We start from the raw sequence: 26,452 nt of genomic DNA on the forward strand, positions 1-26,452 counted from the left end.
AAGACGAAGCGGCAGTGTCGCATGCTGGCGGCGGAATGCCTTATTGTTCAAAAATGATTGTAGAGGGCTGTCAAGCGCCTTGGAACTGAGACGATGTTCCTATTTTTCCGGTAGTACCGGTACTGTTCACTTTCCTCTTGACCGGTTTAGTCGGTTGTGCTATACTCGGCGCATCCAGGGACATCAATCGGTCGTCAACGCATATAGCGCATCTGCACGCGATCCGTGACGTACGTTCGCAGGCAGGTTGCGGTAGAGGTGGTGCTGCGCTTTTTTAGCGCCACGCGCTCGATCATGTGCGTTGGATGGCGGCATGCTTCCTGGGGCGGTTGCCCCTTGTTATCCGCTCGAGCAAAGGAGCTACGAATGAGCCACGATCGTCGCTACCGCTGGACTGCGCTGTTCGCCCTGTTTGGTCTGGTTATCGCTACCTTCGCTCTCCCCGGCGCACCACGTGTGGTGCGCGCCTCCGACACTCCCACACCCGCATCGGTCACAATTGCCGGCAGTTTTCAGAGTGAACTGGGTTGCCCCGGCGACTGGCAGCCTGAATGCACCGTCACCCGCCTGGTGTACGATGCAACTGATCAGGTCTGGCAGGCGACCTTTACAATTCCTGCTGGCTCATGGGAGTACAAGGCAGCGCTGAATGGATCATGGGACGAAAACTATGGCGCGAATGCGCAGCGCAATGGTTCCAACATTGCCCTGTCACTCAGTTCACCCGCCCCTGTCAGGTTCTACTACGACCACGAAACGCACTGGGTCACCAGCAACCGCAATACCCGCATCGTCACCGCGCCCGGCGACTACCAGAGCGAACTGGGTTGCCCTGGCGACTGGCAACCGGATTGTTTGCGCTCCTGGTTGCAGGACCCTGATGGCGATGGAACCTTCAGTGCGACGGTAACCGGTCTGCCCGCCGGTCATTACCAGTTCAAGATCGCCATCGATGAGAATTGGAGCGAAAACTACGGTGCTGGCAGCACTCCTGGCGGGGCGAATATTCCGTTCAGTGTGCCTGCACCTGGCTATCGGGTGACGTTCAGGTTCGTTTCGGCGACCAACACGCCGTCGGTGACGGTCGTCAGCTCCGGGGCGCAGCCGGATAACAATGTCGAGTGGGATGGCGTGCGCCACGACTCGCGCGATCCGCTCTACCGCACGCCGGGTGGAGCGGTTCCAGCCGGGACGCCGGTCACCATCCGTCTGCGCACCTTCCACAACGATGTGACGTCGGTTCGTCTGCGGGTGTACGACCTGAATGCCAGCGCGCAACGGTTTTACGATATGGCGCCTGCCGCAACCGACGTGGCGTGCTATCAGGAAGGTCTTGACGGTAAAACCTGTGACTTCTGGGAGGTGACACTCAACGAGGCGTCGCCGAATAATCTCTGGTATCGGTTCATTGTGACCGATGGCAGCGATACAGATTATTACGACGACAATACCCCTGCGCTCGATGGCGGTTTGGGCGGAATGACCGACGATCAGGAGGATCACAGTTGGGCGCTGATGTTCTACGATCCGGCGTTTACCGTGCCGGAGTGGGCGAAGAACGCCGTGATCTACCAGATCTTCCCGGATCGCTTCCGCAATGGCGACCCGCGCAACGACCCGCGCACCGGCGACAGCCGGTATGACGATCCGGTCATCGCGCTGCCGTGGGGGGAGTTGCCTGAGGGATACTGCCGCAACTACAGCGACGCCGCCACCAACTGCCCGTGGCGCTTCGACGACACGCCGCCGTCATGGAGTCCAACGAAGGAGAGTCCACGTGGACGCGACTACTATGGCGGTGATCTGCGCGGTGTGATCGGCCGGCTCGATTACCTGAAGAATCTCGGCGTGACGGTGATCTATTTCAACCCGATCTTCCACGCGAAGTCGAACCACCGCTACGATACCTACGACTACTTCCGCATCGATCCGGCGCTCGGCACACTCGCCGACTTCCGGCGTCTGGTGCGCGAGGCGGAACGGCGCGGCATCCGCGTGATCGTCGATAGCGTCTTCAACCACATGTCATCGGATAGTCCGCAGTTCGACCGCTACGGGTACTACGCCACCCTCGGCGCGTGTGAGTCGGCTGCATCGCCCTACCGCGACTGGTTCCGTTTCCGCCGACCCGGACCGGGCGAACCGTCACCCTGTGCGCCATCGACTCCAGGCGGCGACGATACCTACTACGTCGGCTGGTTTGGCTTCGACAGCATTCCGGAGATACGGAAAGAAAATCCGGCGGTGCTGAACTATTTCGTGATCGGACCGAACAGCGTGTCGCGCTACTGGTTGCGCCAGGGAGCGAGCGGATGGCGCCTCGATGTGATGGGTGATTCGTCCTTCCCGCCGGACTACTGGACCACCTTCCGCACGGTGGTGCGCGAAACGCGCCACGATGCGCTGATCATCGGCGAGTTGTGGCAGAAAGATAGCACGCTGCTCCGACATCTGCGCGGCGATACTGCCGACACAACGATGAACTACCGTCTGCGCGATGCGATCATCGGCTTGCTGACGCCAGGACCTTTCGACTCGAAAGGGTTCGCCGACAGCGGACGCCAGATCACGCCGTCGGAGTTCGCCAACCGTATCAGTTCCATTCGTGAAGACTACCCCGACGCTGCCTATCTGACGCTGATGAACCTGGTCGGCAGCCACGACACCGAGCGCATCCTGTGGACGTTGACGCCGGGCGCCGAGACCCGCGCCGATAAGGAGTTCAACGCCGCCAATCTGGCGAACGGCAAACAACGCCTGCGGATCGCTTCGCTCATTCAGTTCACCATGCCCGGCGCTCCGACGATCTACTACGGCGATGAGGTTGGCGTCACCGGCGATGACGATCCCGATGACCGGCGCACCTATCCGTGGGTGGAGACCGGCGGGAATCCCGATCGATCGCTGCTGCGTCACTACAGCGACCTGGCGCGCATCCGCCATCACTACCGCTCGCTGCACGCCGGCAATCTCCGCTTCCTGATGGCAGACGATGCTGCCGGAACGGTTGCCTATGCGCGCATCAGCGGCGATGACGCGGCAATTGTGGCGATCAATCGCAGTTCGCAATCGCGCACGGTTGATATTCCGGTCGCTGGCGTTGTTCCCGACGGTACGGCTTTCTTCCCTTCGTACTGCGTTGCCAATGACCAGTTGAAGGACTGGCTGAATGTTCAGAACGGCACAGTGCGGGTGACGCTCAACCCGATGAGCGCCGTGCTGCTGACCAGTTACCTTGCCGATCTGACGCCGCCGCCGGTTCCGACCAGCCTGCGGGTGACGGGTGAGGGCGACGGGCAGGTAAGCCTGGCGTGGAACAGCGTCCCCGGTGCAGCCGGATACAACCTCTACCGCAGTCCGTTGAGCGGCGGCGGTTTCGTGAAGGTCAACAATGCGCCGCTGAGCGCAACCGCCTACACCGACGCCGGGCTGCGCAATGCGCGCGACTACTTCTACGTCGTCACATCCCTGGACGAGAAAGGGAACGAAAGCGCATTCTCGAACGAAGTCCAGGCGATGCCTCGCCTCCAGATCGGATGGGCGAACCTGCAATGGCCCCCATCGATTACCCACACCATCAGCGCAATCAACCGCACCCCGCTGATCTTCGGTCAGGTCTGGATCGATGGCGTTACCAACCGTCCGGGAGCGACGGAAGGATTGCGCGCGCAACTCGGGTATGGTCCACGCGACAGCGACCCGGCAGGCAACCCCGCATGGATCTGGATCGAGGCTGAGTTCAACGTCGATGCTGGCAACAACGACGAGTTCAAAGCCAGTCTGCTGCCTGATCAAACCGGAGATTTCGACTACGCTTATCGCTACAGCACGACCAATGGACGCGAATGGACCTATGCCGACCTGGACGGCATCGGCAACGGCTACAGCCCATCACAGGCGGGCAAACTCACGGTCGTCGCCAGCAGCGACACCACGCCGCCAGCGACGCCAACCGGTCTGACTGTCGTCACCGCTTCGCCAGCAGGCATTACCCTGCGCTGGAACGCGGTGACTGGCGATCCGACCCTCTACGGCTACGAAGTGCGTCGCAGCAGCGTGGCAGGCGGACCGTACACCACGATTGCGACGGTCACCGGCGTCGAGTACACCGACACGTCCATCACCCAGGGCGCAACCTACTACTACGTCGTTCGCGCGGTGGATACGTCGTTCAACCGCTCCGCCAATTCCGCCGAAGTCGCGGCGACCGCCGAACTGCGGACGGTGAGCGTCACATTTACCGTGACTATACCACCCACGACCCCGGCAGGCAGTACAGTCTACATCGCCGGGTTCCTCGACCGTCTCGACGGCAACCTGCCGCAGTGGAATCCCGGCGGCGTGGCGCTGACCCAGACCGGTCCGAACCAGTGGTCGATCACACTCACCGGTAAGGAGACAACCCAGATCGAGTACAAGTACACCCTTGGTTCGTGGGATTACGTCGAGAAGGGTGCGGCGTGCGACGAGATCGCCAACCGCCAGTTGACTCTCACCTATGGTGTGAGCGGTGTGCAGATCGTGAACGATAGCGTACCAAACTGGCGCAATGTTGCGCCGTGCGGCAACTGAAAACCAATCCGGGGGCGATCCATCGGCGTGGCGGAGGCGGTGCACTGAACCGCCTCCGCCGCATTTTGAGCGGATATAGTATTCCTGACAGATGGAGCGTTTTCTGGCGCCTCCTGGTCCCGGCGGAAATCTCTTTGCACCGCGTATGCGCTGTGATACAATTCTCTCTCATAACGGACTGCGCATCCGGTGCCCCTGACACGGAGATCAAGCTATGAAAAACATCCATCTCTCTCCTGAATGTATTGCAGCATTCTGCCGGAAGCACGGCATCCGGCAGCTGGCGGTCTTCGGTTCAGCGTTACGGGACGACTTCAGGCCGGATAGTGATGTGGATATTCTGGTCGAGTTCGAGCCAGACCGCATTCCTACCCTCTTTGATATTGCTGGCATGGAACAGGAACTCTCAATGCTGTTGGGAGGACGAACGGTTGACCTGCGCACGCCGGAGGATCTCAGTCCGTATTTCCGAAGTCAAGTCATCGCTGAAGCAGAAGTACAGTATGCAGCCGGATGATCTGATCCGACTTCAGCACATGCTGGATGCCGCTCGCGAGGCCGTAGGATTTATTCGCCACCGTAACCGGGGTGATCTGGATCACGATCGCCAGCTTACGTGGGCATTGGTCAAAGCTGATGTGCTGGTCTATTCCGAGGCGGAATGCCAGCGACGCAGCCGGACGCAGGGCGCTGCGCTGTACCGGACGCGCAAGGAAGAAAGACTCCTCTATGAATCTGCATTTTGAAGAGGTCTGGCGGTCGCTGCGCCTGGTAGCCCCTTGACATTGATCACGTGTTGATATATAGTCTTATATGACAACAGGTTGCGCAACAAAACAGGAAGTGAGCGACTGCTATGAGCAATGAGCAAAATCAGTTTCTTGAATCAATCCTGCAGGAACTCAAAAACATAACGGCGGAGCTGCAACTTTTGAGAAGTGAGTTGAGATTATCGCCTTATGCAAGATCTGAAAAGACTGTTTTATCCAGTTCACCCAGACAAGTGGTGGACTCCCTCGAAAAGACTGAAGGAGAAAGGTCTGATGAGACTGTTTTAGCTGGTTCACCCGGACAGGTTGTGGATTCCCCTGACGAGACTGAAGAAGAAAAGGCTTTAGCTGTCTATGATTGGCTCACCGCCAGGGGAATTACTGTCAAAAATTACCGCGAACAAAGTGCGGTGGATGCGGTATTTGATCAGCTAGCGATGTTCCTGGGGGAAAGATTCAAAAATCTGTCACGCATCTATGAATCCATCAAGCGCAGTCTATCACAGGGTGGCAGTGTTACACTAAATTTATCCTCTAGCAGTCAATCAGAGATAGCAGACTCTACCCAGTTTTGCACAATGCTGTATTCATACGCATTTTTGTCATCCTACCACTATAACAAGCCTACAAAGACGATATACGCAGCTCCACAAAGAGTCGGAAAAGTCATTAATTTCTTCACTGGAGGATGGTTCGAGCGATATATCTACCTGAAGATCTTCTCCTTTCTCGTCCAAAACAGACTGGAGTTTACCTGCCTGCTCAATCCACAAATCACCTTCCCAAATGGTGACGATTTTGAGCTTGACGTGCTTTTTTTAGTGAATAACCAGCCTTTATGGCTGGAGTGTAAGACCGGAGAATATCAGACTCACGTAGCCAAGTACTCAAATGCGAGAAAGGTGTTAGGAATACCAAAGCAAAGAGCAGTTCTTGTTGTTCTAGACATTTCTGAAGATATCAGTGAAAACCTCACCAGTTTGTACGATATAACCGTAGCGAACGAGAACAACTTCACCAAGGCAGTACTCGCGGCTGTCGGACTTTCGCAAGATCAAGAATCCGTTGCGCCATCTTATCCCACCATTACCGCAACTCCAGGCGGTCTTTCTACACTGCTTAACAAAGCCAGTCTGCGTCCTGTTCCAGAATATCGACAGCAAGTAATAAATGAGTTGATTACACTGGTAAGTTCACTTAATCAACCTGTCTCAATAACTGAAGTAAAATCTGTTCTGGCTGAAAAGGTACAGGCATCAAAAAGTCAATTGCAGGACATACTCAACGCAATAGTACGAGGTGGATGCTTATTGGACGATAATGGACTGACAGTCTCGTCCTTCACTTCTCCCTTCTCAAAACTGGTATCTCATGACCCGGCGGTCATAGAGAGCAAGTGCATCGAAAGCTATGTTCGAGCAGTGTTACTCACTGAACCAACCTACTTCGAGAACCCAAGCAACATCGATGAATTTCAACGAGTCGTTGGTGGCACGGCGCCAGATATGACGACGATCAGCAAATTGAGAGAACAGCTATTTAGACCAGACGCTGCACCCGATCATAGTTAGAGGAATGCCCGGCCTGCTGTCCACTCGATGCACGGTTGAAGTCAGCTTCAACGCCCCTGACCGACTGACAGCGCAGCACAACTATATCAAGCCCATGATCCCGTTTGCGCCTGTTCTCATCCTTCATCAAGACTGCTAGCCTGCATTGTCTGGAAATGGTGCTACTTGCACTCATCCCATAACGCAGACATATACCCAGGCGCAATTCTTGTGCTGCCATCAAGAGCGAGGAAAGCGCAACAAGTAGATTTGATTCATCAGCACGCGCAACCTTCCGCCGCATGCACTCGTCACACATTGCAGGAACAGAAGAACGGAAAGGAAGGTTCCTCAATGAGCGGACAATTGGCGCGCAGCAAAAGTGATCGGATGATCGCTGGCGTATGTGGCGGGCTGGCAAACTACTTCAATATCGATCCGGTGATCGTGCGGCTGGTGTTTGTGGTAGCAGTGCTCTTCGGTGGAATCAGCCCGCTGGTCTACATCATTCTGTGGATCGTCATGCCGGAGGAGAGCGCAATCCGGGCGCAGCCGACACTTCCGCAGCACCCACGCCCGGTTGAGGAGTGGAAATACGATCCGTACACCGGTGAGCCGATCCGTCGCGAACCGTAACCATACGAAGGGGGAGACGGGACAGTGTTCCGTCTCCCCCTTCCGTCACTGCATCGTCATTCCGAATACATATGAGACATACTGCATCCTTCGATAGGACGTGATGACTGTGCTTTGTCGAACATGAATGGGCACGGCATGCCGTGCCCATCCTCTGTCTCATTCGTTATCGAAACGACTTGCATCACGAAGCCGATTCGATGCCGTGCTCTTTCGCCACGATAGCATCATAGAGCACGTGGAACTCTCGCTCGAACGCCTCAGTTATGGTCTGCGGGTCGGGAACCAGCCCTGTGTCGGTGATCACCCCAAGCGTCACCTGTCCGCAGTAACTCATAATGCTGATCCCCATGCCGAGTCGCCCGGATTGCGGCACCCAGAACATGATGTTCTTGATCCGATTGCCGGCCAGATACAGTTGCTCCGTCGGACCGCGCACATTGGTCATTACGGCAGTCGCCTTGCTGCCGAAGAGATTGACCGCCTGCTCCTCCACCTGCGCTGGCGTGCGCCCGAAGAAATTGAGCAGACCGTAGAAGACATACGCTTCGGGTGAGCGTTTGAGCGCCTCCATCCGCTGCTTGACCTCGGCGAGCCGCATGACCGGACCGGGCGTTCCCAGCGGCAGTGACAGGAAGACCAGTCCGAACTCATTCCCCAGATCGTGAGCGCGCGACGGCGGTCGTAGATCGACCGGAATCACCGCGCGGATCTCCAGTCCGTCCACCTTGAAATTGCGCCCGATCAGATAGGCGCGCAGCGCCCCTGCTACGGCTGCCAGCAGCACGTCATTCACTTTTGCGCCAGCAACCTTCCCGATCTGCTTCACCTGATCCAGGGGTACAGGCGCCGACCAGGCGACGCGCTTTTGCACGCCGAGCGGTCCCTTGAACGGCGTCTTTGTTTCGGGCGACAGCAGCAACACCCGACTCAGCGCCAGCGCCCCGCTGGCTGCCTGAGCCGGTAGATCGAGCAGATGTTCGGGATGACGGAGGAACTCCATCCCTTCGTGAACCAGATCGTCCGCCAGTTTGATCGTTCCTTCAATCGTCGAGACAAGCGGCTCCAGCAACGGACCGAGTGTGTGGTCATGATTGGAGTGCGGCGTCGGGCGCTCGATCGGCGCATCAGGCGTGGTATCCATCAACCGGTGCATCACCGTGTTCATGGCAGTGCCGTCGCCGATGCAATGATGGAAGCGCATCACAATCGCTGAGCCACCGAGGACATTCTCGACCAGATGCACCTGCCAGAGTGGTTTGGTGCGGTCGAGCGGCGTACTTGCCAGATCACCGAGGAATTCCTGAAGAGTGGTCATATCACCGGGCGATGGCAGCGCCACCCGGTGAATATGGGAGCGGAGCGAGAAATAAGGATCAGGTTCCCACCGGGGAGCGTTCAACGCATCACGGTGATCCGTCACCCGCATGCGAAAGCGATCAAAAGACAACAAACGCGACTCAAACGTCTTGTAGCAGCGTTCGACATCAATCGGTCCATCGAGCAGCGCAACTCCGGTAACCATCATCAGATTGGTCGGATCGTCCATATGCAACCAGGCGCTGTCGACGGCGCTGAGAGGATGGGAAGCCTGAGCCATCGTATGCCCTCCGTGAGCGACCAGAACCACTGCGGTGGGTTCATCGTACACGACAGGCGGTAGCAGCAGAGGTGAGAAGTTGCCACAGAGCGATAAGGGTTGACCATTGTCAAAAGGGCGGGTATGCTCAGTATACCGTTTGCTCTCCGCACTGATGCAACGGAAGCGCTAATGGATCGTACCTGTTATTGCTGCGAGGATTGCCGCCTCGAAGGAGCGTCTATGACCGCCCATGATCGCCTGTACCACATTGGTTTCGGTCGCCACGACCTGGGAGACAACCCGCCGCGCATCGCGCTGCTGAGCGGCGACCCGGAGCGCGCGCGTTTGATTGCACATACGGCATTAAGTAATGCGCGCACGCTTTCGGAACACCGCGGGCTGCACAGTTATGTTGGAACATTGCCCAACGGTGCGCCGCTCCTCTCCGCCACGAGCGGCATGGGCGCCCCTTCGCTCAGTATCGTCGTGAACGAACTGGTGCAGGTCGGCATCCGCACCATCATTCGTGTTGGCACCAGCGGTTCGATTCAAGCGCATATTCCGCCCGGCAGCATCGTTATTTCCAGTGCAGCGCTGTGTCGTCAGGGCGCAGCCGACGACATCGCGCCGCGTGAGTTCCCTGCCGCCGCCGATCCATTCGTGACTGTCGCACTTGCCGAAGCCGCGCGCGCCGCAGGGATCGAGCACTATGTCGGCGTGACAGCATCGGTGGACACCTTCTACGAAGGTCAGGAGCGCACCGAATCGGCGAACCCGCATCTGCTGCGCTGGTTGCGCGGCATCACCGATGAATACCGACGCCTGAACGTGTTGAACTACGAAATGGAAGCCGGAACGCTTTTCAAAATGGGACTGGTCTACGGATTTGCCGCCGGCTGCGTGTGTGGCATCGTTGCACAGCGTACTGCCGGTGAAGCGATCGTTCTCGAACAGAAAGCGGTCGCCGTCGAGCGCGCAATTGCAGTTGCAGTGCGCGCCGCGATGACCCTTGCCGTCGGAGTGCAATAGTACGCGATGAGGTTCTGCTATGCGAGGTTGTTCAGGGCGTGGTAACGCCATTGTTCTGCTTCTGGCCGGGATTTTCTTCATTATCGGCGGCATCAGCATCGGCATTGTTGGCGCACGCACGGCGCGAGAAGCGGCGGAGCGCGCCGAGCGCCTGCCGGTGATGACAGCAGGCGACATTGAGCGCGGCAGTGTCGGCACAGAGATGATCGTCGAAGGCTTCATCGATCCGCGCAACCCGACTCGCTTCCGCAACTTCGTGGCGTATATCCGCGAAGAGTATCGGGGACTCGACGCGAACGACAACCCAGATTGGAAGGAGGATGAGCGCTGGACGCCGCCGTTGCTTATTGCGACCGAAGATGGCGCAGTGCAGGTGGCAAACGACACCTATCGAGTGGAAGAACCGCCGGTAAAATGGCAGGAGTCGGACAATCTGAGCTGGAACAGTTTTAGCGGTGAGGGTACGAAACGGTACGCTGGCTTTGAGTCCGGCAGTCCTGCAATGGTGATCGGGCGAATCGTTGATGGAGTCGAAGGGCGCGCCATTGAGGCCGAACTCATGTTCGGCGGCACGCGCGCCGGGTATATTGCATTTCAGCGCACAACGGCGTCGATCTCACCAATTATTGGGTTGGTGCTCGGAGGGGTTGGTCTCCTTATCCTGCTCGGCGGCATCTGGTTGCTCTTCCGTGGCTGATCGACCCGCATCCGTGTATGAGAGACGGGAACGCCGATCTCCGATGATTGATGGTACAATACAGGCGCATACAGTGAGCAGGCATAAAGGGCGCAGCCGGTCACCTGTCCCCGTCTGCCTGCCCGGTTCGGCGGAGGGGCGTTCCGTCGTGAAACCTGAGGTCGATCCCTCCCGTTGCACCGATCGGAAGACTTCCATTTCGAGCGCTGAGACGGGGCTTTCAGACGACCGAAAAGAACGCGAACAGGCACGAGGCCGGCAGATAGCGCACATACGCCCGGAAGCGCTGCGGGAGCAGCAAGTTTGCACTCCCTGAGACAACACGCCCGCAGCAGCGAAGTGCAGAGCAGTTGACCGTCGGGATCGCGCATCGGGTGCGAATACTATCAAATCTATTGATAGGATGAATGTCTGCCGGAGCAATCTCTGGTCGTTCTGGAGTACTGCTGGAGTGTTGGGGCACGGCATGCCGTGCCCCAACGGCAGCACGCCTGGGTGCGCGACAGGTTTGGTTCAGTGACGGCGGGGCATTGCAGCGCGTCCCCGGCACGCCTGGGTGCGCGGGCGTCTCGCCCACATGCAGCGATGCGACTTGAAGTCAACCCGCTTATCGGAGGAGAGAGACACGGTGCGGGCGTCTCGCCCGCATGCAGCGATGCGACTTGAAGTCAACCCGCTTATCGGAGGAGAGAGACACGGTGCGGGCGTCTCGCCCGCATGCAGCGATGCGACTTGAAGTCAACCGGCTTATCGGAGGAGAGAGACACGGTGCGCAGGCGTCTCGCTCGCATGCAGCGATGCGACCCATCACGGGAGCGAGAGCATCACGCCCTCGACCGCCCCGCAAAGCAGGAATTTCTATCGGGATCAAAAGCATGTGCTTTTGAGCACGTAGAAAGCGACAGAAAACACATGGCAGAAAAACAGAAAACGGTGGTTGCAGCGGCGCTTGGCGAATGTGTCCATGTCGCAGGCGTGATGAACTTTCTGCGTCTGGCAGAGGAAGCTGGCTGGCGCACCGTATTTCTCGGTCCGGCGACGCCGGTCGAGCGGGTTCTCGAAGCGGCGCGACGCGAACAGGCTGACCTGGTTGGCGTATCGTACCGGTTGACGCCGGAAACCGGCGCGCATCTGCTGGGACGGTTCGCCGAGGCTGCCGATGATCTGCACGCTGCCGGAGTGCGCTTCGCCTTCGCCGGGACGCCGCCGCTGGCGGAAAAAGCGGCAACGCTTGGGTTTTTCGAGCAGGTGTTCGACGGAAGCGAACCTGCCGATCAGGTGCTGGCGTATCTCAGGGGGCAAAACCCGGCGACGGCAACCGAAGCGGATTTTCCGCAACGCACGGTTGACCGCATTCGCTGGAAGTCGCCATACCCTCTGCTGCGGCACCATTTTGGTTTGCCGACCATGCAGGCGACCATCGCAGGGATTGCAAAAATCGCCGAGTCGCGGCGCCTCGATGTCATTTCCCTCGGTACCGATCAGGACGCCCAGGAGAATTTCTTCCACCCCGAACGCCAGGACCCGGCGCGCACCGGAGCGGGCGGCGTCCCGGTGCGCAGCGCCGACGATTACCGCGCCCTCTACGCTGCCAGTCGGCGGGGGAACTACCCCTTGATGAGGACGTATTCCGGCACCGACGACTTCGTTCGCCTGGCGGAATTGTATGTCGAGACGATCAACATCGCCTGGTGCGCCATCCCGCTCTTCTGGTTCAACCGGATGGATGGACGTGGACCGTGGGATCTGGAGGGATCGATCCGTGAGCATCAGACGATCATGCGCTGGTACGGCGAGCGCGATATCCCGGTCGAACTCAACGAACCGCATCACTGGGGCATGCGCGACGCGCCTGATACGGTCTTCGTCGCCAGCGCCTACCTCTCGGCGTACAACGCCCGCGCCTTTGGCGTGCGCGATTACATTGCACAGTTGATGTTCAACAGCCCACCCGGTCTTTCCGACGCCATGGACCTGGCAAAAATGCTGGCGGTGATCGAGATCACCGCGCCGCTGGCGGGACCGGATTTCCGCATCTGGAAGCAGACCCGCACCGGGTTGCTGAGTTACCCGGTCGATCCGGCAGCATCGCGCGCACACCTCTCGGCGAGTATCTACCTCCAGATGGCGCTTCGTCCGCATATCGTGCATGTTGTGGGTCATACCGAAGCACACCACGCCGCAACCGCCGATGACGTGATCGAAGCCTGCGATATGGCGCGCCGCGCTATCGAAAATGCGCTACGCGGTCAACCCGATATGACGGCGGATCCGGCGGTGCGGGCGCGGGCAGCGCAACTGGTCGAAGAGACGCATCTGCTCCTCGATGCGATTGCGCAACTTGCACCGCCGGGCGTCACCGATCCGCTGTCCGATCCCGCCACCCTGACGAAAGCCGTTGCCGTCGGGTTGCTCGATGCACCCCAGTTGCGCAACAATCCCTTTGCACCCGGTCGCGTCGTTACGCGCTTTATCAACGGCATGTGCGTGGCGGTCGATGATCAGGGTCGTCCGCTCGACGAAAAGCAACGCATCCGGCAGATTCTGGATCATCATACGACGCTTGTAACGACTTGACATAAAAGGAGAACCATGTATGGCACCCTCAACCCGCTACACCGTCATCGGCGCCGGGAATGGCGGGAAGGCGATGGCAGCGCATCTGGCGCTGATGGGCTTCGAGACAACCCTTTACAATCGCACTCCCGCCCATATCGAAGCTATCCGGCAGCGCCGCGGCATTGAGCTGGAGTCCGGTGAAACCGGGCCGCGCGGTTTTGGCCAGCTTGCGCTGGTAACATCGGATATGAAAGAGGCGCTTGATCATTGCGATGTGGCAATGGTGGTCGTTCCTTCGTCGGCGCACGCCGAAGTGGCGCGATCTATGGCGCCGCATCTGCGCGATGGGCAGATTATTATTCTGCATCCCGGTCGCACCTGCGGCGCTATCGAGGTTGCTAAAGTGCTGCGTGATGAACGTTGCCGGGCGGATGTGACCGTTGCCGAAGCGGAGACATTCATCTACGCCAGCCGGTCGGATGGTCCGGCGCAGGCGCGTATTTTCCGCATCAAGGAAGCGGTGCCGCTGGCGGCGCTCCCTGCGTATCGCACCAGCGATGTGCTTGGTGTGATCCACGACGCATTCCCGCAGTATATCGACGGCGGCAATGTATTGCGCACCGGTTTGAACAACATGGGCGCTATTTTTCACCCGGCACTAACGTTGTTGAACGCCGGACGCATCGAGTCGACCCGTGGCGATTTTCAATTCTATATCGATGGCGTTACACCTTCGGTAGCCCGCGTGCTCGAAGTGATCGACCGGGAGCGGGTGACGGTTGCGGCTGCGCTCGGTATTCGCGCCCGCACGGCGCAGGAGTGGCTGGCGCTGGCGTACAATGCAACTGGCGACTCACTCTATGAAGCCATTCAGAACCAACCGGGCTACTACGGCATCAAAGCCCCGCCGACGCTCAACCATCGCTACATTTTCGAGGATGTGCCGATGAGCCTGGTGCCGATTGCAGCGCTCGGTCAACGCTACGGCGTTGCCGTCGCTGGCATCGACAGCATTATTCGTCTGGCATGTATCATTCACCGTACCGACTACTGGCGTCGTGGACGCACGCTGGATCGACTGGGCATCGCCAATTTGAGCGTGAGTGAATTGACCCGCTACGTCGAGGAGGGAACACTGGAGTAGCAGTTGAATATAAAAGGAGGATAGACAATGTGCGGTATTGCAGGCGCGTATCGAACCACAGACACTGTGCGCATCGAGCAGATGCTTGACCGGCTAACCCACCGAGGACCTGATGGACAGGGCGTGGTAGCCACCGATACAGGCGTTCTGGGGCATACACGCCTGGCAATCATCGATCTGGAAGGCGGTCGGCAACCGATGGAGCACGATGGCGCGCTGATCTGTTTCAACGGCGAGATCTACAACTACCGCATCTTGCGTGATCGCTATCTCCGTGATCAGACACTCGAAACCGATAGCGACACCGAGGTGCTGTTGCGCCTGTACCGCACACTCGGTCCCGGCTTTGTCAACCTGCTCGAAGGGATGTTTGCGTTTGCCATTCTCGATGGCGACGATCTCTTTCTCGCGCGCGACCCGATCGGCATCAAGCCGCTTTATCTGGCACAGCGCGACCACACGTTGCTGTTTGCTTCGGAAATCAAAGCGCTCGCGCTGCAAGCCGATCAGGTGACGACGTTTCCGCCAGGGACATGGTATCACTCGCGCTTCGGCAGCCATGCCTATTACGAGTTTGCTCAGGGTTGGCCCCGAAACGGCGTCTTCGAGACTGTCGAACAGGCGAAGAACGCTATTCGCGCGGTACTGCGCTCAGCCGTTCATAAGCGTTTGCTGGCGGATGTTCCGGTGGGGGTCAGTCTCAGCGGCGGACTCGATAGCAGCATTATCGCGCTCCTGGCATGCGCAGAACTCGATCATATCGAAACGTTCGCCGTTGGGATGGAGGGCAGCGAGGATCTGGAAGCGGCGCGTCGGATGGCGCAGTATCTGGGAACACGTCATTACGAGTATGTGTATACACGCGCCGAAATGGAAGCTGTGCTGCCCGACGTGATCTACTATCTCGAATCGGCCGATCCGGCGCTGGTGCGTAGCGCTGTACCGAACTACTTCCTGGCGCGACTGGCTTCCGAGCGGGTGAAAGTGATTCTCACCGGCGAGGGCGCCGATGAACTGTACGCCGGGTACGACTACATGCGTGCGCTGACAACGCCGGAAGATCTTCATCGTGAGCTTGAAATAGCGATCCGCGAACTGCATCGCACCAATCTTCAACGCGCTGATCGCATGTTCATGGCGTTCGGCGTCGAAGGGCGCGTGCCGTTCCTGGACGTGGAGTCGATTGCGCTGGCGCTCAGTCTGCCGCCGGAATGGAAACTGGCAGCGCCCGGCGAACCGACGAAAATGCTGCTCCGCGAGGCGTTCGCCAGCGATCTGCCCGAGTCGATTGTGCAGCGCCCCAAGCAGAAGTTCTCTGCCGGCGCCGGCTCAATGTACGAACTTGCCAGAGTTGCTGAAGAACGGTTTGATGACCAGACGTTTGCGCGGGAGCGCCAGCGCCTGATGCAGCGCTGGAACTATCGCCTTCCAAACAAAGAAGCGCTCTACTATCTCGATACCCTGCGCGCCGTGCTTCCAGAGCGCCTGATCATGCCGGAGATGGGGATGAGTCGGAGCCTCTGAGAACAGGCGCTTAATGTGCTGCTCTATGAGTCATCGCTCTCAGCATGGGTGTCAGCCCCATTATGCGCCCGGTCGTTTGTGATCAATCCTGCTCGGCGCCACGGCAGGAGCGAAAGATGGACTATGTTCTGACGGAACACGCACGCGACGCGCTCAAGAAGCGGCATATTCAGATCGCCTGGATGGAACGTGCATTGACCCGTCCAGAGGTGACTGAGACCGACCCAGTGGACGCGGATCTGGAACACCGTCTCGCGCGGATCCCTGAATTTGGGCATCGCGTGTTACGGGTCATTGTAACACCAGGAGAACACCGCCACATATTGTAACGGTATTCTTTGATAGGAGGAGAACCATTCCATGAAGTTAAAAGTAGACCGACAAGCCGACGCGCTTTACCTGACGTTGAGTGAGGCGCCTGCGAGTCGTTCAGAGGAAGTCTCGCCCGGCATCATCGTGGATTATGACGATCAAGACCGCGTCGTCGGCATTGAGATGCTGTATTTGTCCAGACGGGCGCCGGATGCCAATGTGCAGCAACTGTTGTTCGAGACCGTCCCGGAAGTCGCCTGAACGGGTCTGGCTATTGCAATGCGCTGCATCACGATCACCTGTCCGATCACCAACCCGTCCTCCGAGGGGCTGCAGCGCTACCAGTGCTATGCCCGCCGGCGCGCGCCGTTCCTGGAGACGGCGTCGATGGCGCCAGCGCCCGGTCTGCCGTCAGAATGGAAAATGGCGGAAGATCGTAACCCTGGATGAATAATGTTTCTCTTGCGCAGGCGGCGGGGAGCATGTTATCTTTGTTCCTGCTATCACGAGAAAGGTCTTCTATGGAACTGACAACAATCACCCAGATTGCTCATGGCCGACTGATCGGTGTTGCGCCAGACGGCGACCTGCGTCTGGTGTGGGATCACGCGATCATTCGCCTGCCGATCTTTGACCTGCCACACCTGGCGTCGCTTCTCGATCTGTGGTTGCTGGAAGAAGAGCCTGCGCTGCTGCGGCGTGGCTACTATCGCCTGACCCATAGCCCGGAGGGCGGGTGTCACTTGTGGGTGCACACCGCCGGTCTCTGGTTGAGTCGCCAGGACGTGCAGATGCTGATGAGTCTGGTGAATGCGGTGGTCGAGGAACTCTGTCGTCCGTTGTGCCGCCAGCCGAAAGCGCCCTTCGGCATTGGCTACCGCAAGTTTATCGCGTCGCCGCGCAGAGGACACCACCGGAACTGATACGCGCGTCGGGTTTGCGCCCGGCGACGCGTACCAGAGCATGAGAGGCGTGCGGGAGAGGGCTTTTCTGGCTAGCCTCAGGGCGAGTTGTTCCTTATGACCGACAGGATGACCGGATTCCTTCTCTATGAGCGTTCGCATTTCTCCTGGCCTGGAAGCGAGAGCATCTTGCCCTCGTAGACGCGATGAGAACGGGGCGCCCTCGCTCCCAGGCGCGTGTGTTACCAGGGGTGCACAGGTACCCTCCTCTCAGAAGGGCGCCCAGGAAGATGCGTTATCGTCTGCGTCATATTTCTCATGATGGGCAGCCGGGCTTCCGTATCACACACCTCCCCTGATCAATTCATCTCTGCTTCTCCTGGCATGAACCGGTCGTCGTCTGTCGGCCACTGCCCCTGGTCACCGGCAAGATGAATGTCGTGTGGCGCCTTGATATCGGGAGGAAGCAGCGCCGCCTCCGTCTCTTCGTCATCGAGCAGCGCCGACGTCCGCTCTGCAAGATCGGCGAGTATCCGCTGCAACGCCGGAGGATCGAACAGTTCCCGCCCCTCGACCTGCTGTGGGAGGATGTGACAGTAATCTCGCACCACACTGGCGATCATATGCTCGATCTCGCTCCAGGACCAGAACGAAGGAACGAGGATGTCCTCGCGGGCATACGTGATTGCATCGTCACGGATTGTCACGGTCATCTCGTAGAACACCCACGTATGCCGGTATTCCCTCTGGAGCGCCACAAGACGGGCGAGATGCTGAAGATAGAGTTCGCGGGCGTATGCCTCGTTCTTCCCCCGCCAGCGCGCCTGAATGACACAACGCCGGTAGATGGCATCGAGGGGCGTTGCGGGTACGAACCACTGAGCGCCATAGCGCACGCTGTTCTCTTCAGGCGTCTCGATAAAGGCGCCGGTGTACTGCTCGACCCATGCGGGTCCCCGGTCGAATGGTTGCAACGGCAACACCACTTCGACATACGGGTGATGATCGAACACTATCGGATACTGCATCGTCCACACCGGTATGCCACTCCGCTGGATGCGGTACTCCCAGCGTTCCAGAGGCGCTGAATGGTCGCCGGTTTCATTGATCAGCGCCACCAGCCGCTGCACCGCCTCACTGCGGCTGACTTCCACTGTTCCATTGCAACTGAAAAAGGTCACCCGGGCCATTGCCAGCGCAGCCGCGAACGCCCTGGGAAGTCGGACACGTTCTTTTCCTTCGTGGAGCGCCAGATATCCCAGCGCCTCTACCGCTGATTGAATGCGTTTGTCTTTCATATATCCTCCTATTGAGATTTCTCTCAACATTTCCTCCCGGAACCGGATAGGGAGAAACGCCCCGGTGCATCAGCGCACCGGATGGTTACCGCAAATACGGATGACGTCAGAGCGACGCGCGGCATTGTTGAACCGCGCGCGTGCCCGGTGCACGGGCGTTATGCGCGCCCAATGTGTGCATTCCCGGCGGTCAACTGTTCTGCGCTTCGCTGTAGCAAAGGACAGGCAGGTCTACGTGACAACGACGTGCGGTATCTGGAAGGAACGGGCAGGTCGACGGGACGAGAACGCCGTGCGGTATCTGGAAGGAACGGGCAGGTCTATACGTGACGACAACGACGTGCGGTATCTGGAAGGAACGGGCAGGTCGACGGGACGACAACGACGTAACAGGATCAGACAGGTCTACATAACGATGACACTTCGCAATGTCTGGCAAGGCGTCTGACTTTACGTAACGATGGAAGCAACGTTGCAGCGACTGATTACACAACGGCGCATCTGGTCGCACACTGCGATCTTTGCGTGTCGATATCGTGACTCTGAAGGCGTACTTCTGGTCTACGACGTTATCGGGTTGCCGATCTCTGCGCTGGTATTGTCGAGCTAGAATAGATATGTATCACTTGTCGTGACATGTTATCTATTGGTTTTAGTTATACTACATCTCAGACGCTCGTACAAGACCCGGTTTAAGAAAGCGCCTTTTTTGAAACGTCCGGTAAGGCTTAGTTCGGAGGGCAGACGTACCCTCCGAACCGCAATCCCCGTTCACCGGTCACATATGAGCGATCTAGCTCTGGCTGCGCTCCTCGATATGCGCGCGCAGCAGCCATGCCATCTTCTCGTGCTTTTCCATGAGCGTCGTAAGGAAATCGCTCGTCCCCATATCGTCATACTGCTCATCACAGGCGCGCAGGTCCTGGCGCAGGTGGCGGATGATCGCCTCGTGATCGGCGACGAGTTGCTCGATCATGCCGCGCGCATCGGGGAGATCGCCGGGTTTCTCGGCAAGCGTCGCCAGCTGGAGGAACTCCGTCATGGTGCCGGGCGCTGCCGGTCCCAGCATACGAATCCGCTCGGCAATATCGTCGATCTCATCGGCGAGCGCTTCATACTGCTGCTGGAACAGCGCGTGCAGCGAACCGAACCCCATGCCGACCAGATTCCAGTGGTAGTTGCGCAGCCGGGTGTAGAGCACGTGTTCATCTGCCAGCAGGCGGCTCAGAATGGCAGTGACGCCCTGAACGCTCGTTTCACTCAAGCCAATGTCGGGCCTGGGGGTTGTTGCTATGCGTCCGGTTCCGATTTCGGCGCTCATCGGATTTCCTTTCTCCTGTATTCATACCCAGAGATGTTGTACTGTGGTGGTATGTATAACGGTACCAGAAATTGAGACGAAAAGCAAGCAAAAGCTTTTGTATCTGATCTATCCGTAATTGCGCTTTTCTTCAACCGGTTCCTTTCGTGGCGGCGCCTGCGCGCGGAGTTGCTCGTTCTCCTTTTCGAGTTGCGCAATCCGCCGCTCCAGGTCCGCCTGCAACCTGCTCAGGCGTCGCTCGCGCAACGAGTGGCGGATGCCGCTGTATCCAGTGAAGAGACCAACGAGCGTGGCGCCGGCGATAACCGCCAGGATCATGACCAGCGAAAGTGAAATCGGTCCAGAGGTGAAGGTAAGGAATCGCACCTCGACCGGCTGCGGGTTCTGTACGCCAAACAGTACCAGCATTACCGAGAGTACGGTCATCAGGATGAACATGAACACCCGCATGGGTTGCCTCATTCAGTGTCTCTATCAATCAGGGGCAATCTTATCATAGGAAATTGCAGGCAAGACAGCTGCGCTCCAACGCCCTTCTCAAAGGTGTGATTTACGTCGCCGGTGCGCTGCCGGGCTGCTGGAGCTGCCTGCTCGACGATTGCCGATACCGCGAGCGCAGTCGCCCGACCGCCTGCGCAGGTCTTGGTAATGAGTTGGTCCCACTGTTAGTCGAACCACGAAGGCGCCACCTCAGGCGCTCAGCGCGCCTGGAAGGTGATCACATACAGGTAGGTATAATTACCAGTGTCAACGGTATACCCTGTGAATTTGAGCTTGCCGTCCTCTCGGTAGGCCTCGAAGGCTGTGGAGCCAGCGCCTAGGCTGAAATAGCCTGGCTCATTCACTACCCCGTCCTGATCGTAGTCAATGTCAATCAGCGCATACTGGAAGGGCGAATAGATTGGCTGAGTTCCCTGCGCGGTAATCATTACTCCCTGGAACTGCTGCACCCCGGGAAAGAAGGGACACGGGAAGAGTGTGTAAGCGGGCTGGTTCACCAGCGAGCAATCGGCGTTGACCACCAAGGTCATCGTGCCTTGCTGCAATTCGATAGTCCCACCACCTGAAGTGCGCACCTTGATGGTTTCCCCCGTCCCGGAGGTCAGTGGGCGGCACTGGTTCGCATTGATGTCACAGGTGTAGCCACCGGTCCGAATCAGCGTGAAACTGCTTCCTGCTGCTTCACCCAACGGTCCCCCTGCTTCCCCGCTGCCGACCCCGTTACCCGGTTCGCTGCCTGGCACGTCGCCAGGAAGACCCGGCGTGCCCACAGGCTGGACAGCGGGAGTTTTGAGTTGCACCGGTTGCAGGGCTTGATCGGGGAGACCCGGCGTGCCCGCAGGCTGGACAGCGGGAGTTTTGAGTTGCACCGGTTGCGGGGCTTGATCGGGGAGACCCGGCGTGCCCGCAGGCTGGACAGCGGGAGTTTTGAGTTGCACCGATTGCGGGGCTTGATTATTGCGTCTAAGCATAATGGTTCCCACCACACACATCGCCAGGGCAACCAGGGCTAAACTGAGCAGCAGCAGCCCGGCACATCCTCCGCCCACCAGCCATGGAAGCTGGCTCCCCGATGATCTAGGTGGTCCTACGTTCGCCATCCCAACCTCCTGAACGCTGTAGCACGACGCACTAATTGGCCGAGTACTCTAACGGCATACGCTTTAGAGGGCGATCAGAAATCCGGATTTGTGGTGTTATGATACCAACCGTGCCGATAGCCGCGCTCACCGCCTGCTTCGGTGGTTGTGACGGATGGGGAGTCCAGGACGCTGATGGACGGCTCTGGTCGCGATTCAGCGCTTGTCGCGCCGGTTTGCGCAGCGTATCATTGATGGTGATACAAGGTTCCATCGCGATTCCATGGGTCACAAAAGAGGATCGAACCGAATGCATTGGCGGAACATCGTTCGGACGCATGCGCTATTGGCAGCCCGTGCGATGTTCATACGGCAGTGCGTTGACGATCGCGCGGCGATCGATGTCGGTCGGACGCCCGCCGTTGGACGACGGGGTGACGACCAATTCTCATCGGTCAGATCGATCGCATCCTTGGTTGGATAGGATCGACGCGCACGGTGCGGCATGACACATTGCTCCTCACCAGGACGGCATGGTCACTATTATAATACAACAAATCCGGTTTTCTGATCGTCCTCCAACAGCACACAGGGATAGAGGCCTTCCTCTATCCCTGTGCGTTGGAAGAATGTCGTAGCAGGTTATGCCAGGCGGCGGCGCAGCACCAGACCAGCGCCGATCAGCGTAGCCGCTGCGACCAGCGCGATCAGCGCAATGCTCGACTCACCGCCGGTGCGTGGCAGGGCTGCCGGAGCTGCCGGAGGAGTCGTCACAGCTGTTTCGACCTTAATACTTGCCAGCTCGCCGACGGCGAACACATCATAAATCTTGCCTGCTTCCAGGCGAACGCCCTTCAGATCGAGCACGACTGCGGTGCCGCCAGCCGGAGTGACCTGCAGATCGTAGCTGCCAGCATCGACCGGCAGGTAGTTGCTTGCCTGCGGGAATGCCAGGTTGGAGATCAGCGTCGGACCACCCGCAACCTTGATGTCCACTGCCGGTGCGTCGGGTGAGAAGTGGATCACGCGCACATGCGCCTTGCCTGCCGCCGGCGCCGACAGATTATCGATCAGAATCGTCGGCTTGATCTCAGCCAGTTTGCCCGTTGCAGCAATGGTGTACGCCTTGCCAGCTTCGATCCGCACTCCCTTGGCGTCAATCACGACCGGAGAAGTGGCGCCCGCCGGCACAACCTGGATGTCGTAGCTGCCTGCTGGCAGATCAAGGTAGGCGCTGGCGGCGAAAAACGGAACGTTGGTAAGCGCCTTGTTTCCATTGACAATCACGTCAACCGCTGGTGCGTCGGGTGAGGCGTGAACGACACGTACTTTTGCCGTGCCAGCCTGGGCAAACGCTGCCGGGGCGATGGTCAGCGCGAGCAGCGCGCCGAGCAGGAAAAGGATCCACGACTTGCTTCGCATGATAGACCTGTCCTCCTTCAATAACCGTGCTGCCAGTCCATATCTGTGCAGCTGCTTTTCACACTCATAACAGGTAACGAAGGAGGTGCGAAATCGGATCTGTTTCCCGGCAGAATCTCATCGATGGTTAAGGTTCCGTTTTAGCGCAACAGGCGATCATAGAGTTCCAGAAAACCGCGCCCCAGTTGCTCAAGCCCGAAGTTGCGCACAACTTTTTCGCGTCCGTGCTCGCCGAAACGTCGTCGTAACGCTTCATCCTCACCTAACCGGCGTACCGCCTCTGCATAGGCGTCCACATCATCACGCGGGCAGAGGAAGCCAGACTGATCGTGATCGACGACTTCGGGCAGCGCTGAGATGCGTGTTGTCACGACCGGACGTCCGCATGCCAGCGCCTCTGCCTGAGCGATGCCAAATCCTTCCAGACGCGATGGCGCCAGCAGCATGTCGCACGACTGATATGCCGCCACTAATCCATCGCGGTCTGGTGCGCCGATCGGAACCATGCGCGGGTGCGGCGGTCCTTCATCGATCCCCTGAAAGCCGCTGGTATAGTACAGCACATACGCTTCCGGCAGGCGATCAAGGATGCCCGGCAACAGGTCAAACCCTTTACGGCGCGTCCGATTGCCGACGAAGAGCAGTCGGATTCGCCCGCCCCTATCGGGTAGACCATCGTCACGCCGTTTCAGATCCGGGGGTGGAACGAACACATCAGTGTCGATCCCGTCGTAGATGATGGTGGTGTTGGTGTACCCGTAGGTTCGGGCGACCTGTTGCTGCGTGTAGCGCGAGACACACACCACGGCGTCGGCGGATCTGATCGACCACCAATCGTAGCGTGACTCGACCAGGCGGTAGAAGAGACGCTGTGCGAGCGTGCTGTAGGGTTGCAGATCGGGATCGGTCGTCAGGTGATGAACGGTTGTCACCAGCGGGCGTCCCGGAGCGCGCAGCGCAAACGCAACCCGCGAACGTCCCTGAATAAGGTCGAACCCCTTCCACCATCCGCGGGGCAGACCGCGCGGAATCAGGGCGGGAATGAAATTGTAGATTTCCGGCAGGCGTAGCAACTCGGCGCGCGGCGCTCCATAGCGTCGCACGGCGTGCGTAATGTTCTGAATGCCGAAATCGACGCCGCCACGACCCACCGGCGAGATGTAGAGGGGACGAATCATCGTCAAAACCAGTCCGACGCATACGGCGCCAGCCCTGCAAACAGACGTTCGAGCAGCGCCAGCGCCGGGCGTGTATGGATATCGAGCAAACCAAATGCCGCCGCAGTCCGTGGACGGATGGCGCGACTGTAGATGTGCGTCAATGTTCGTATATCGCAGCGCACATCGGCATTGATCCCATCATTCAGACGGGTCGTTCGCGCCACGCCTCCTTCGATCTCCAACTGAAAAACCGCGTTGTTGTGTTCCAGCCAGTCATCGGCGATGCGCAGCGTCACCCGACCGGCGACATCGCGTGGGAAGGCGTATGCTTCCAGCGCCTGCGCGACATCCACGATCCGCAGCATACTGCCCGGCTCCATGGTACATTCCAGCGGATCGGGCATCAGCATCTGCACCGGAGCATCGGCGGGTGCATGGAAAACTACCTCGGCGCACTGATCGGCAAATGCCGCGAAGAACGCGAAGATCTGCGCACGCGCCTGCGGGTCGAGCGCCACCGTTTCGCGGCAACGCACTACTCGCCCTTGCTCACCGCGTTCGACGGAAAAGATGACGTAGGATCGTCCGTGACCGGCGTCGTCACGCCAGACATAGATCCAGCGTGGGGAAGCGTCTCCCGAACGGAATACGCGCGTTTGCCACCAGAGGGCATCGCGTTCGAGCGGACCGAAGCGCCCACGCAGCGCGCCGCGATAGATTGCGTCCAGTTCCGTAGCCGCCGCCACACTATCGTCGAGGCGCACCCATTCCCCTGATCGATGCGCGCAAAACGGAGCAAACCGATCCGGCGGTCCACTCAACCGCCGTGCCTCATAAAAGGTCGCCCATCCGTAGCGCCGGTAGAATGACTCCTTAAACGCAGCCAGCATACTCAGCGGCACGTTCTGGCTGCGCAGTTCGTCGCACACCGCGCGGAGCAGACGTTCCACATACCCGCGTCGTCGCTCTTCGGGCGGCGTGGCAACCGCTCCAATGCCGCCTGCTGCGATCATCCCGCCTGCGCCGTTTGCCAGGCGCAGTGGATACAGAATACACTGCGTCACCAGGCGATCATTGCGGTACAATCCGCGATGATCGCCGGGCGCATGAGCCCGCAGATTGCGCCGCGCCTCGTCGAGCGATATGTTATATGCCAGCGCTGCATTGAAGGCGAACTGATCGTCATCAACCGCAACGGCGCGATACTGGAGATCGACCGTGGTCATCGCTCTTTCCTCTCCGCCCTTCCCGGCTTCTCGACCACCACAAAGTAACTGCCGGAGCGCAAACGACCAAATAGCCAGAGATCGAGTTCCATGAGCAACGTTACTGCCAGCAATGCATAGTAGACCAGTCCACGGCGCTGGAGATGAGCGCGCATCCGCCGCCGCGCCCGTATCTCGCGCGCCGTGCCCTCGCCGACCGGCGCAGCGAGGTCGGAGGACGCCTCGCCTGCGTGGTTAGCGCCTTTTTTCCGACCACGTCCCACGAATGCCTCACCCAGTTTCATCAGCACATGTTCGACAAAACTGGTAAATACGCTGTTCCAGAACACTACCCGCACCGGGCGCAACCCGGCGCGTTGCACGGCATCCAGCACATCCTCCCAGGTTGCCAGCGCCTTCACGTGATCCGACTTGCGTCGCGCCTCGCGCTCGAAATCGTACACACCGGCGCGAACAAACTGTCGCCCAAGCCAGCGACTGGCATCGACAAGCGGTTGCAGGCGTGACGGTTCGCGCGTGTTCGAAAAGACGAGGAAGCGCCCGCCGGGACGGAGCACGCGCGCGGTCTCAGCCAGATACGCATCGATAACGTCGCGCGGAAAATGTTCGAGCACATCGATGGAAAACGCCTTATCGAACGTGCAGTCGGCAAAGGGCAGGCGGCGCGCATCCCCTTGAATCAGCGCAACCGTCTTCACTGCATCGTCGGCGAACAATGTCGCCGGATCGACGCCAACCATCAGATGCACGCGGTCGGCGTTCCACGCGGCGAACTTTGCGTTACCGCAGCCGCTATCGAGCACGATATCTGTTGGTCGCAGGTCGAGCAGGCGTCGCAACGTCCGATTGCGCACCCCCGCAGCGAGCAACGGCGGCGCAAGGTCACGATAATCGAGTTCGTGCGCGAGTTCTTCCTCTTCGCTGACATACTTCGAAACATAATCGAACGCAAGACCGCGCGGCATAAAATCGATATACCCGTCATGGCGCGGGTAGTCGGCGCTGCACGCAGCGCATGCAACCCCGCCGTCTGTCACGATCAGATCGCGCGAACCGCACGTCGGGCACTGAAGCAAACGGTAGAGATCGTAAGGAACCATATGGACGTCGGCAGTTCACCCTTGCAAGGGAAGCAGGCGCTGCGGGCAACTGCCGCCCCGTGGCGACC

The 26,452-nt window shown here is 58.9% G+C and carries 23 protein-coding genes; 14 read left to right on the forward strand and 9 right to left on the reverse strand.

Annotated elements, in window-relative coordinates; genetic code table 11:
- Nucleotides 1–366: 366 nt before the first annotated feature.
- From ROSERS_RS12665 to ROSERS_RS12685, 5 genes are all read left to right on the forward strand, one after another.
- Nucleotides 367–4,572, forward strand: a complete 4,206-nt coding sequence (locus ROSERS_RS12665; protein ID WP_011957173.1) for an alpha-amylase family glycosyl hydrolase — start codon at nt 367–369, stop codon at nt 4,570–4,572.
- A 214-nt stretch (nt 4,573–4,786) separates the two neighbouring features.
- Complete coding sequence (locus ROSERS_RS12670) at nt 4,787–5,089, forward strand: nucleotidyltransferase family protein (protein ID WP_011957174.1); 303 nt, start codon at nt 4,787–4,789, stop codon at nt 5,087–5,089.
- Nucleotides 5,076–5,318 carry a hypothetical protein gene (locus tag ROSERS_RS12675; RefSeq protein WP_041333612.1) on the forward strand — a complete coding sequence of 81 codons (243 nt, stop codon included), beginning with the start codon at nt 5,076–5,078 and terminating at the stop codon, nt 5,316–5,318. The genes ROSERS_RS12670 and ROSERS_RS12675 overlap by 14 nt, the downstream gene beginning before the upstream one ends.
- A gap of 110 nt (nt 5,319–5,428) precedes the next feature.
- Nucleotides 5,429–6,913, forward strand: coding sequence for a hypothetical protein (locus tag ROSERS_RS24200; RefSeq protein ID WP_011957175.1), 1,485 nt, complete (start codon nt 5,429–5,431; stop codon nt 6,911–6,913).
- Nucleotides 6,914–7,246: 333 nt separating this feature from the next.
- Entirely contained in the window at nt 7,247–7,528 is a 282-nt protein-coding gene (locus tag ROSERS_RS12685) for a PspC domain-containing protein (RefSeq protein WP_041333615.1), read from the forward strand.
- 184 nt (nt 7,529–7,712) lie between these two features.
- Here ROSERS_RS12685 and ROSERS_RS12690 read toward each other — a convergent pair whose 3' ends face one another.
- Nucleotides 7,713–9,128, reverse strand: a complete 1,416-nt coding sequence (locus tag ROSERS_RS12690) for a WS/DGAT/MGAT family O-acyltransferase (protein ID WP_011957177.1) — start codon at nt 9,126–9,128, stop codon at nt 7,713–7,715.
- Nucleotides 9,129–9,350: 222 nt separating this feature from the next.
- Between ROSERS_RS12690 and ROSERS_RS12695 the strand changes: the two genes are divergently transcribed.
- From ROSERS_RS12695 to ROSERS_RS12730, 9 genes are all read left to right on the forward strand, one after another.
- Nucleotides 9,351–10,139, forward strand: coding sequence for a nucleoside phosphorylase (locus ROSERS_RS12695; RefSeq protein ID WP_011957178.1), 789 nt, complete (start codon nt 9,351–9,353; stop codon nt 10,137–10,139).
- A gap of 19 nt (nt 10,140–10,158) precedes the next feature.
- Nucleotides 10,159–10,836: a hypothetical protein gene (locus ROSERS_RS12700; RefSeq protein WP_011957179.1), complete on the forward strand. Its 678-nt coding sequence runs from the start codon at nt 10,159–10,161 to the stop codon at nt 10,834–10,836.
- 912 nt (nt 10,837–11,748) lie between these two features.
- On the forward strand, nt 11,749–13,413 hold the full coding sequence (locus ROSERS_RS12705) for a cobalamin B12-binding domain-containing protein (protein WP_011957180.1): 1,665 nt from the start codon (nt 11,749–11,751) through the stop codon (nt 13,411–13,413).
- Nucleotides 13,414–13,432: 19 nt separating this feature from the next.
- On the forward strand, nt 13,433–14,539 hold the full coding sequence (locus ROSERS_RS12710) for an NAD/NADP-dependent octopine/nopaline dehydrogenase family protein (protein WP_011957181.1): 1,107 nt from the start codon (nt 13,433–13,435) through the stop codon (nt 14,537–14,539).
- A 27-nt stretch (nt 14,540–14,566) separates the two neighbouring features.
- The gene (gene asnB / locus ROSERS_RS12715) at nt 14,567–16,063 is read left to right on the forward strand and encodes an asparagine synthase B (RefSeq protein ID WP_011957182.1); all 1,497 of its coding nucleotides are present in this window, start codon (nt 14,567–14,569) and stop codon (nt 16,061–16,063) included.
- A gap of 116 nt (nt 16,064–16,179) precedes the next feature.
- Complete coding sequence (locus ROSERS_RS12720) at nt 16,180–16,392, forward strand: DUF4258 domain-containing protein (RefSeq protein ID WP_041333616.1); 213 nt, start codon at nt 16,180–16,182, stop codon at nt 16,390–16,392.
- A gap of 31 nt (nt 16,393–16,423) precedes the next feature.
- A complete protein-coding gene (locus ROSERS_RS12725; protein WP_011957184.1) occupies nt 16,424–16,636 on the forward strand; it encodes a DUF2283 domain-containing protein in 213 nt (70 codons plus the stop codon).
- An 18-nt stretch (nt 16,637–16,654) separates the two neighbouring features.
- Nucleotides 16,655–16,825, forward strand: a complete 171-nt coding sequence (locus ROSERS_RS26055) for a hypothetical protein (protein ID WP_157041077.1) — start codon at nt 16,655–16,657, stop codon at nt 16,823–16,825.
- A 71-nt stretch (nt 16,826–16,896) separates the two neighbouring features.
- Nucleotides 16,897–17,298 (forward strand): hypothetical protein, encoded by a 402-nt coding sequence (locus tag ROSERS_RS12730; RefSeq protein WP_011957185.1) that lies wholly within the window; start codon nt 16,897–16,899, stop codon nt 17,296–17,298.
- A gap of 338 nt (nt 17,299–17,636) precedes the next feature.
- Here the strand turns inward: ROSERS_RS12730 and ROSERS_RS12735 are convergent, their stop codons facing one another.
- The 8 genes from ROSERS_RS12735 to ROSERS_RS12775 form a co-directional block, all read right to left on the reverse strand.
- Nucleotides 17,637–18,575 carry a hypothetical protein gene (locus ROSERS_RS12735; protein ID WP_011957186.1) on the reverse strand — a complete coding sequence of 313 codons (939 nt, stop codon included), beginning with the start codon at nt 18,573–18,575 and terminating at the stop codon, nt 17,637–17,639.
- 793 nt (nt 18,576–19,368) lie between these two features.
- A complete protein-coding gene (locus ROSERS_RS12740; RefSeq protein ID WP_011957187.1) occupies nt 19,369–19,896 on the reverse strand; it encodes a Dps family protein in 528 nt (175 codons plus the stop codon).
- A 108-nt stretch (nt 19,897–20,004) separates the two neighbouring features.
- A complete protein-coding gene (locus ROSERS_RS12745; protein WP_011957188.1) occupies nt 20,005–20,346 on the reverse strand; it encodes a LapA family protein in 342 nt (113 codons plus the stop codon).
- Between the two features lie 248 nt (nt 20,347–20,594).
- A complete protein-coding gene (locus ROSERS_RS12750; protein WP_011957189.1) occupies nt 20,595–21,497 on the reverse strand; it encodes a hypothetical protein in 903 nt (300 codons plus the stop codon).
- Nucleotides 21,498–22,118: 621 nt separating this feature from the next.
- Nucleotides 22,119–22,898, reverse strand: a complete 780-nt coding sequence (locus tag ROSERS_RS12760) for a DUF4397 domain-containing protein (RefSeq protein WP_011957190.1) — start codon at nt 22,896–22,898, stop codon at nt 22,119–22,121.
- Nucleotides 22,899–23,038: 140 nt separating this feature from the next.
- Entirely contained in the window at nt 23,039–24,076 is a 1,038-nt protein-coding gene (locus ROSERS_RS12765; protein WP_011957191.1) for a glycosyltransferase family 4 protein, read from the reverse strand.
- Between the two features lie 2 nt (nt 24,077–24,078).
- Nucleotides 24,079–25,284 carry a GNAT family N-acetyltransferase gene (locus tag ROSERS_RS12770; RefSeq protein WP_011957192.1) on the reverse strand — a complete coding sequence of 402 codons (1,206 nt, stop codon included), beginning with the start codon at nt 25,282–25,284 and terminating at the stop codon, nt 24,079–24,081.
- Nucleotides 25,281–26,384 (reverse strand): class I SAM-dependent methyltransferase, encoded by a 1,104-nt coding sequence (locus ROSERS_RS12775; RefSeq protein ID WP_011957193.1) that lies wholly within the window; start codon nt 26,382–26,384, stop codon nt 25,281–25,283. Before ROSERS_RS12775 ends, ROSERS_RS12770 begins: the two co-directional genes overlap by 4 nt.
- Nucleotides 26,385–26,452 lie beyond the last annotated feature (68 nt).

It is taken from the genome of Roseiflexus sp. RS-1, assembly GCF_000016665.1.
In the GTDB taxonomy this organism is placed as follows: domain Bacteria; phylum Chloroflexota; class Chloroflexia; order Chloroflexales; family Roseiflexaceae; genus Roseiflexus.

Bases quoted from the DNA above. Each gene is read 5' to 3' on its own strand.
- ROSERS_RS12745 (WP_011957188.1), bottom strand. From the start codon at position 20,346: ATGCGGGTGTTCATGTTCATCCTGATGACCGTACTCTCGGTAATGCTG.
- asnB (WP_011957182.1), top strand. From the start codon at position 14,567: ATGTGCGGTATTGCAGGCGCGTATCGAACCACAGACACTGTGCGCATC.
- ROSERS_RS12765 (WP_011957191.1), bottom strand. From the start codon at position 24,076: ATGATTCGTCCCCTCTACATCTCGCCGGTGGGTCGTGGCGGCGTCGAT.
- ROSERS_RS12705 (WP_011957180.1), top strand. From the start codon at position 11,749: ATGGCAGAAAAACAGAAAACGGTGGTTGCAGCGGCGCTTGGCGAATGT.
- ROSERS_RS12665 (WP_011957173.1), top strand. From the start codon at position 367: ATGAGCCACGATCGTCGCTACCGCTGGACTGCGCTGTTCGCCCTGTTT.
- ROSERS_RS12750 (WP_011957189.1), bottom strand. From the start codon at position 21,497: ATGGCGAACGTAGGACCACCTAGATCATCGGGGAGCCAGCTTCCATGG.
- ROSERS_RS12725 (WP_011957184.1), top strand. From the start codon at position 16,424: ATGAAGTTAAAAGTAGACCGACAAGCCGACGCGCTTTACCTGACGTTG.
- ROSERS_RS12760 (WP_011957190.1), bottom strand. From the start codon at position 22,898: ATGCGAAGCAAGTCGTGGATCCTTTTCCTGCTCGGCGCGCTGCTCGCG.
- ROSERS_RS12775 (WP_011957193.1), bottom strand. From the start codon at position 26,384: ATGGTTCCTTACGATCTCTACCGTTTGCTTCAGTGCCCGACGTGCGGT.
- ROSERS_RS12730 (WP_011957185.1), top strand. From the start codon at position 16,897: ATGGAACTGACAACAATCACCCAGATTGCTCATGGCCGACTGATCGGT.
- ROSERS_RS12695 (WP_011957178.1), top strand. From the start codon at position 9,351: ATGACCGCCCATGATCGCCTGTACCACATTGGTTTCGGTCGCCACGAC.
- ROSERS_RS12670 (WP_011957174.1), top strand. From the start codon at position 4,787: ATGAAAAACATCCATCTCTCTCCTGAATGTATTGCAGCATTCTGCCGG.
- ROSERS_RS12675 (WP_041333612.1), top strand. From the start codon at position 5,076: ATGCAGCCGGATGATCTGATCCGACTTCAGCACATGCTGGATGCCGCT.
- ROSERS_RS12690 (WP_011957177.1), bottom strand. From the start codon at position 9,128: ATGGCTCAGGCTTCCCATCCTCTCAGCGCCGTCGACAGCGCCTGGTTG.
- ROSERS_RS26055 (WP_157041077.1), top strand. From the start codon at position 16,655: ATGCGCTGCATCACGATCACCTGTCCGATCACCAACCCGTCCTCCGAG.
- ROSERS_RS12685 (WP_041333615.1), top strand. From the start codon at position 7,247: ATGAGCGGACAATTGGCGCGCAGCAAAAGTGATCGGATGATCGCTGGC.
- ROSERS_RS12735 (WP_011957186.1), bottom strand. From the start codon at position 18,575: ATGAAAGACAAACGCATTCAATCAGCGGTAGAGGCGCTGGGATATCTG.
- ROSERS_RS12710 (WP_011957181.1), top strand. From the start codon at position 13,433: ATGGCACCCTCAACCCGCTACACCGTCATCGGCGCCGGGAATGGCGGG.
- ROSERS_RS24200 (WP_011957175.1), top strand. From the start codon at position 5,429: ATGAGCAATGAGCAAAATCAGTTTCTTGAATCAATCCTGCAGGAACTC.
- ROSERS_RS12740 (WP_011957187.1), bottom strand. From the start codon at position 19,896: ATGAGCGCCGAAATCGGAACCGGACGCATAGCAACAACCCCCAGGCCC.
- ROSERS_RS12700 (WP_011957179.1), top strand. From the start codon at position 10,159: ATGCGAGGTTGTTCAGGGCGTGGTAACGCCATTGTTCTGCTTCTGGCC.
- ROSERS_RS12770 (WP_011957192.1), bottom strand. From the start codon at position 25,284: ATGACCACGGTCGATCTCCAGTATCGCGCCGTTGCGGTTGATGACGAT.
- ROSERS_RS12720 (WP_041333616.1), top strand. From the start codon at position 16,180: ATGGACTATGTTCTGACGGAACACGCACGCGACGCGCTCAAGAAGCGG.